The sequence below is a fragment of the Cellulomonas triticagri genome, assembly GCF_003696205.1.
Taxonomy (GTDB): Bacteria; Actinomycetota; Actinomycetes; order Actinomycetales; family Cellulomonadaceae; genus Cellulomonas; species Cellulomonas triticagri.
The window spans coordinates 1-6,393 of record NZ_RFFI01000161.1; the positions used below are offsets into that span (position 1 = coordinate 1).

6 protein-coding genes are annotated in these 6,393 nt (G+C 76.6%); 3 read left to right on the forward strand and 3 right to left on the reverse strand.

Going from position 1 to position 6,393, the window contains the following annotated elements; translation table 11 throughout:
- From EBM89_RS18915 to EBM89_RS18925, 3 genes are all read left to right on the forward strand, one after another.
- The coding region (locus EBM89_RS18915) for a sensor histidine kinase (protein ID WP_147463626.1) at nt 1–1,320 on the forward strand (1,320 nt) is incomplete at its 5' end.
- Nucleotides 1,321–1,388: 68 nt separating this feature from the next.
- Nucleotides 1,389–1,955, forward strand: coding sequence for a response regulator (locus tag EBM89_RS18920; protein ID WP_233571856.1), 567 nt, complete (start codon nt 1,389–1,391; stop codon nt 1,953–1,955).
- Nucleotides 1,956–2,002: 47 nt separating this feature from the next.
- On the forward strand, nt 2,003–3,073 hold the full coding sequence (locus EBM89_RS18925; RefSeq protein WP_122151168.1) for an adenosine deaminase: 1,071 nt from the start codon (nt 2,003–2,005) through the stop codon (nt 3,071–3,073).
- Between the two features lie 156 nt (nt 3,074–3,229).
- Here the strand turns inward: EBM89_RS18925 and EBM89_RS18930 are convergent, their stop codons facing one another.
- The 3 genes from EBM89_RS18930 to EBM89_RS18940 form a co-directional block, all read right to left on the reverse strand.
- Complete coding sequence (locus EBM89_RS18930; RefSeq protein ID WP_122151169.1) at nt 3,230–4,321, reverse strand: UDP-N-acetylmuramate dehydrogenase; 1,092 nt, start codon at nt 4,319–4,321, stop codon at nt 3,230–3,232.
- Nucleotides 4,318–5,553, reverse strand: coding sequence for an MFS transporter (locus tag EBM89_RS18935; protein WP_122151170.1), 1,236 nt, complete (start codon nt 5,551–5,553; stop codon nt 4,318–4,320). The genes EBM89_RS18930 and EBM89_RS18935 overlap by 4 nt, the downstream gene beginning before the upstream one ends.
- A gap of 49 nt (nt 5,554–5,602) precedes the next feature.
- A partial coding sequence (locus EBM89_RS18940) for an MFS transporter (RefSeq protein WP_147463627.1) occupies nt 5,603–6,393 on the reverse strand: 791 nt, incomplete at its 5' end.

Consider the following 6,393-nt stretch of genomic DNA (forward strand, 5'->3'; position numbering starts at 1 on the left):
GGCGCGCTCGCGCGGGCCCGGCGCCGCCGCGCGCTGGGCGAGCGGGCCCCGGCCGCGGAGCCGGAGTGGGCGAACGGCCCCGCCGACTACCTCGAGGGCAAGACGGAGTTCTGGCGCCGGTCGCTGATCGGCTGGGACGTGGTGTTCTACGTCCTGCTCGGCATCAGCGCCGCGTCGATGGTCGTCGTCGACGACGAGCCGTTCCCGCTGAGCGGCGCGACCCTGACCGCCCTGGCCGCGTGCGCCGTGCTGCTCGGCGCGTACCTGCTGCTGGGACGCCGGGGTGCGCTGCGCGGGGACGTGCGGATGACCCGCGCCTACCTCGTGGTGCTGGTCGCCGCGGTGACCATCGCGGGCGGGGTGAGCTCGCTCGGGTCGATCATGCTGTTCATCGGGTTCTCGCAGATCTGGTTCTTCGCGTGCGACCTGCGCGAGGGGATCATCGCCTCCACGCTGCTGGCGATCACGGTCAGCACGTCGATGGCGGTGCAGTTCCAGTCGCGCGGCACGGACCTGCTGGAGCTCGCCGGGCAGATGGCCGTCGGCCTGGCGTTCGCGCTCGCGCTCGGCATCTGGATCACGCGGATCGCCGAGCAGTCCGAGAACCGCGCGTGGCTGATCGACCAGGTCGAGGCGGCGCAGGCGCAGGCCGCCGCGAGCAACCACGCCGCCGGGGTGCTCGCCGAGCGCGAGCGCGTGGCGCAGGAGATCCACGACACGCTCGCGCAGGGCTTCACCAGCGTCGTCATGCTCGCGCAGACCGCGCAGGCGCAGCTCGACGCCGGGGCGCCCGAGGAGGTGCACTGCCGGCTGGAGCAGATCGAGCGCGTCGCCCGGGAGAACCTCGCCGAGGCGCGCGCGCTGGTCGCCGCGTTCGGCCCGGCCGCGCTGGCGGACGCGACCCTCGCCGAGGCCCTGACCCGCCTGGGCGAGCGGTTCCAGGCGGAGACCGGGGTGCGGGTGGACGTCACGCTCGACGCCGTCGGCCCGACGGACCGGGACGCCGAGGTCGTGCTGCTGCGGGCGGCGCAGGAGGCGCTGGCGAACGTGCGCAAGCACGCCGGGGCGCGGCGGGTGCTGCTGCGGCTGCTGCGCGAGGACGGCGCCGTGACCCTGGAGGTGCTGGACGACGGCAACGGCCTCGCTCCCGGCACGGCCGAGGGCGTGGGGCTGCGGGGCATGCGGGAGCGGGTCGCCGCCGGGGGCGGGTCGCTGCACGTCGCCGGGGAACCCGGACGCGGCACCCGCGTGCGGCTGGCCCTGCCCGTGCCCGGGGGCGCGAGGACGACGGACGACGAGCGAGGGACGGCGGCACGGTGAGCGGGACGACGACGGTGCGGGTGCTGGTCGCCGACGACCACCCGGTGGTCCGGTCCGGGCTGGTCGGCATGCTGACCGTGGAGCCGGACATCGAGGTGGTCGGGGAGGTCGCCGACGGCGCCGCCGCCGTGGCCGCGGCCCGGGACCTGCGGCCCGACCTGGTGCTGATGGACCTGCGGATGCCCGTCCTCGACGGGGCCGCCGCCACCGCGCGGATCGTCGCCGAGCTGCCCGGCGTGCGGGTGCTCGTGCTCACCACCTACGAGACCGACGCCGACATCCTGCGGGCCGTCGAGGCCGGGGCGACGGGGTACCTGCTGAAGGACACCCCGCGCGAGACCCTGGTCGCGGGGGTGCGCGGGGCGGCCCGCGGCGAGTCCGCGCTGTCACCGTCCGTGGCGTCCCGGCTGGTGCAGCAGGTGCGCGGCGAGGGCGAGCGCCTCACGGCCCGGGAGGTCGAGGTGCTGGCGGGGGTCGCGCGCGGGCTGTCGAACGCCGCCATCGGGCGGGACCTGTTCATCGCCGAGGCCACCGTCAAGACCCATCTGCTGCGGGCGTTCGCGAAGCTCGACGTCGACGACCGCACGCGCGCCGTCACCGTCGCGATGCAGCGGGGGCTGCTGCCCTCGCCCTGAGCGCGGCGCGGTCGCACCCGGCCGTCGGCGTCAGGCAGACTCGGCACGTGCGCGACCTGGCTCTGCTCCCGAAGGCTCACCTGCACCTGCACTTCACCGGCTCGATGCGGGTCACGACGCTCGCGGAGCTCGCGCACGACCGGGGCGTGCGGCTGCCCGCCTCCCTGCTCGACGGCGAGGGGCTGCGGCTGCCCGCCGACGAGCGCGGCTGGTTCCGGTTCCAGCGCCTGTACGACGCCGCGCGCGCGTGCGTCCGCGGCGAGGCCGACCTGCGGCGCATCGTGCGCGAGGCCGCGACCGACGACGCCGCCGAGGGCTCGGGCCGCCTGGAGATCCAGGTCGACCCGACGTCGTACGCCCCGCCGGTCGGCGGCATCACCCCGGCCCTGGAGATCGTGCTGGACGAGGCGCGGTCCGCCACCGCGGACCTCGGCGTCGAGGTCGGCGTCATCGTCGCGGCGTCCCGCATGCGGCACCCGCTGGACGCCCGGATCCTCGCGCGCCTCGCTGCCCGGTACGCGGGCGACGGCCCGGGCGAGGTCATCGGCTTCGGGCTGAGCAACGACGAGCGGCGCGGGGACACCGCCGAGTTCGCGCCCGCGTTCGCCATCGCCCGCCGGGCGGGGCTGGCGTCGGTGCCGCACGGCGGCGAGCTGCTCGGCCCGCCGCACGTCGAGGACGTGCTGGAGGCGCTGGCCCCCGACCGGCTCGGCCACGGCGTGCGGACCGCCGAGGACGGCGCGCTGCTGCGCCGCGTGGTCGACCGGGGCATCGCCCTGGAGCTCTGCCCGGCCTCCAACGTCTCGCTCGGGGTCTACCGGGACGACGCCGACGTGCCGCTGCGGCGGCTGGTGGACGCCGGGGCGACCATCGCGCTGGGCGCCGACGACCCGCTGCTGTTCGGCTCCCGCCTGGTCGACCAGTACCGCACGGCGCGCGAGGTGCACGGGTTCTCGGACGCGGAGCTCGCGGACCTGGCCCGGTCCTCGATCCGGGCGAGCCGGGCGTCGGACGGCACGCGGCAGCGGCTGCTGGCGGGGGTGGACGCGTGGCTCGCGACCGAGCCCGGGGACGCCGACCCCACCGGCGCCCAGCCGGTTGCGCAACCGGCGGGCTGAGCAGCCGCCGGGTTGCTGACCCACGCCCACCCCACCCCACTCCCCACCCCGCACCCCCAGGCACTCTCGCCGAGCGGTCAGCAGGTGCGGGGTTCCGAGCGGCGTAACCCGCACCTGCTGACCGCTCGACGGGGGTCGGGATGTGGGGAGGGGGGGCTACAGCGCCGTGCCGACCAGGACCGGCTCGGGCTCCAGCGTGATGCCGAACCGCTGCGCGACCCCGTCGCGGACCGTGCGGGCCAGGGTCAGCAGGTCCCCCGCCGTCGCGCCGCCGCGGTTGGTCAGCGCGAGCGTGTGCTTGGTGGACAGCGCCGCCGGGCCCGGCAGGCCGAACCCCTTGGCGAAGCCCGACCGGTCGATGAGCCACGCCGCGCTGGTCTTCACCAGGCCGTCGCCCGCGGGGAAGCGCGGGGCCTCGTCCGGGAGCGTCGCCGCCTCCTCGGTGGTCAGCACGGGGTTGGTGAAGAACGAGCCCGCCGAGCGGGTGTCCGGGTCCGCGGCGTCCAGCACCATGCCCTTGCGCCCGCGCAGCGCGAGGACGGCCGCCCGCACGTCGGGCAGCGGCGCGCGCTCCCCCACCGCGATGCCGAGCTCCCGCGCGAGCTCCGGGTAGACCAGGGGCTCCGACAGGTCCGCGACCCGCAGCTGGAACGTCACGTCCAGCACGACGTAGCGCGGCGTCGGGTACCAGGGCGCACCCGGGTCGGCCTCGTCGGGCAGCGCCCGCATCGACCGCTTCAGCAGCGACGTCCGGTAGCCGAACCCGAGGTCGGCCAGCGGCAGCGTCCGGACGCGGGACCGCGACCGGTCCCACACCCGCACCGTGGCGATGGTCTGCGAGACCTCCTGGCCGTAGGCGCCGACGTTCTGCACCGGGGTCGCCCCGACGGAGCCGGGGATGCCGGACAGCGCCTCGACGCCCTTGAGCCGGTGCGACGCGGCGTGCGCGACGACCTCGTCCCACACCGCACCCGCGACGGCCGTCAGCGTCACGCCCGCGCACGCGGAGTGGTCCGGCGTGGTGATGTCGCGCCGCGCGTCCCGGACCACGAGGCCGTCGAAGCCCGCGTCGGAGACGAGCAGGTTGGAGCCCCCGCCGAGCACCAGGACCGGCGTCCCCTCGGCGTCCGCGGTGCGCACTGCGTCGATGAGGTCGGCCTCGGTCGTGGTCTCCAGGAGCCGCCCCGCCGGTCCGCCCACCCCGAGGGTGGTCAGCTGGGCGAAGGTCGCGTCGACGGTGGTGGTCACGGCACGAGCGTAGGCCGCTCCGGGTCCGTGCGGCGCGTCGGTGCGGCCGCGTTCACGACCAGCAGACCGATGACGATCGGCACCGCGATGGCGAGCAGCGCGTGCCGGTACCCGACGTGCGCGGCGAGCAGCCCGAGCAGCGGCGGCCCGGCGAGGAACGCCGTGTAGCCGACCGTCGACACCACGCTGACCCGGGCGGCGGCGCGCAGCGGGTCGTCGCTCGCGGCGCTCATCCCGACCGGGAACCCGAGCGCCGCGCCCATGCCCCACAGCACGGCGCCGACCAGCGCGAGCCACAGCATGTCGTCCGGGACCAGGCCGAACACCAGCAGCCCGACCAGCGCGAGCCCCGCGCACAGCCGCAGCACGACGACCCGGCCGTAGCGGTCGAGCAGCCCCGTGCCGAGGAACCGCATCGCCGTCATCGCGCTGACGAACACCCCGAACGAGATCGCGCCGACCGCGTCCGTCTGGTCGAACCCGTCCACCACGGCCAGGCTCAGCCAGTCGTTGCCCGCGCCCTCGGTGAGCGCGGCGGCCAGCACGACGAGGCCGATCAGCAGCGTGCGGCCCTCCAGCCACGCGCTGAACACCGACCGGCGGCTCTCCGGGGCGGCGCCGGCGTCGGCGGACGTCGTCTCGTGCTGCCCGGCGGGGAGGAACGCCCGGACCGCGAACGCGACGACGACCGTGGACAGCGCGACGGCCACCGGGACGTGCACCTGCACCGGCACGTGCACCCACGCCAGCAGCGCGGCGACACCCGCCGCGACCACCGTCCCCAGCGAGAACCCCGCGTGGTAGCGCGGCATGACCGTGCGGCCGAGGTGCTGCTCGACGATGGCGCCCTCGAGGTTCATCGCCGCGTCCCACACGCCGGTGCCCACGCCGAACACGACGAGCCCGGCCGCGGTGACCACGACCTGCCCCAGGGACGCACCGGCGGCGGCGACCGCCAGGCCGGTCGCGTTCAGCACCGCGAAGCCCAGCACCGCGCGCGGCGCCCCGATGCGGGTCACCACCAGCCCGGACAGCGGCAGCGCGACCAGCGACCCGACCGACCCGACGAGCAGCAGCAGCCCCATCTGCCCCTCGGACAGCCCGAGGGAGTCCCGCACGGCGGGCAGCCGGGCGGCCCAGGTCGAGAAGTTGAACCCCGCGAGGGCGAACACGGTGAACACGGCGGCCGAGGCCAGCCGCACCGTGCGCGGGTCGTGGGTCTGCTGCGTCATCGCGTGCTCCACGGATCGGGTCGGGACGTGCGGACGGGGCGGGGAGCCCTCAGGCGCGATGGGCGGGCTGCGGCTCGGCGGCGACGTCCCGTCGGACGCTACCGGAGGGCACGCACCCGGCGTCGTCCCCCGTGGTCGCCGGGGAGACGGGGACCGCGCCGGGCTCCGCCGACGCCACGACGGGCGCGTCCGGGCTGTCCGCGGGGGCCGGCTCGGCGGGCGCGTCGGGGCGGCGCACCGTCCGGGCGAGCAGCACCGACGCGACCATCGCCGCGGTGATGAGCAGCAGCGCGTGCCGCGTCCCCATGACCTCGGCCGCGAGCCCGAGCAGCGGCGGGGCCGCGAGCGACGCCGTGGACGAGAACGCCGAGACCACGGCGACGCGGCTGGCCGCACGCAGCGGGTCGTCGGACGCGGCCGCGATGCCGAGCGGGACGGTCAGCGCGGCACCGAAGCCCCACGCCACGATGCCGACGGCCGCCAGCGGCAGGGACGGGGCGAAGCCGAACAGCAGCAGCCCGCCCAGCGACACCAGCCCGGAGGTGCGCAGCACGACGACCCGCCCGTACCGGTCGATCAGCCGGGTGCCGAGCAGCCGGATCATCGTCATCGCGCCCACGAACACGCCGAACATCGCGGCGCCGACGGCCTCGACCTGGTCGAAGCCGTCCACCACGGCGAGGGCCAGCCAGTCGTTCGCCGCGCCCTCCGACAGCGCGGCGGACATGATGACCACGCCGATCAGCAGGGTGCGCGGCTCGCGCCAGGCGCCCAGCGCCGAGCCCGGGCGGGCGACCCGGCGCACGCGCGCCGCGCGCAGCCGGCCGGCGATCCCGGCCT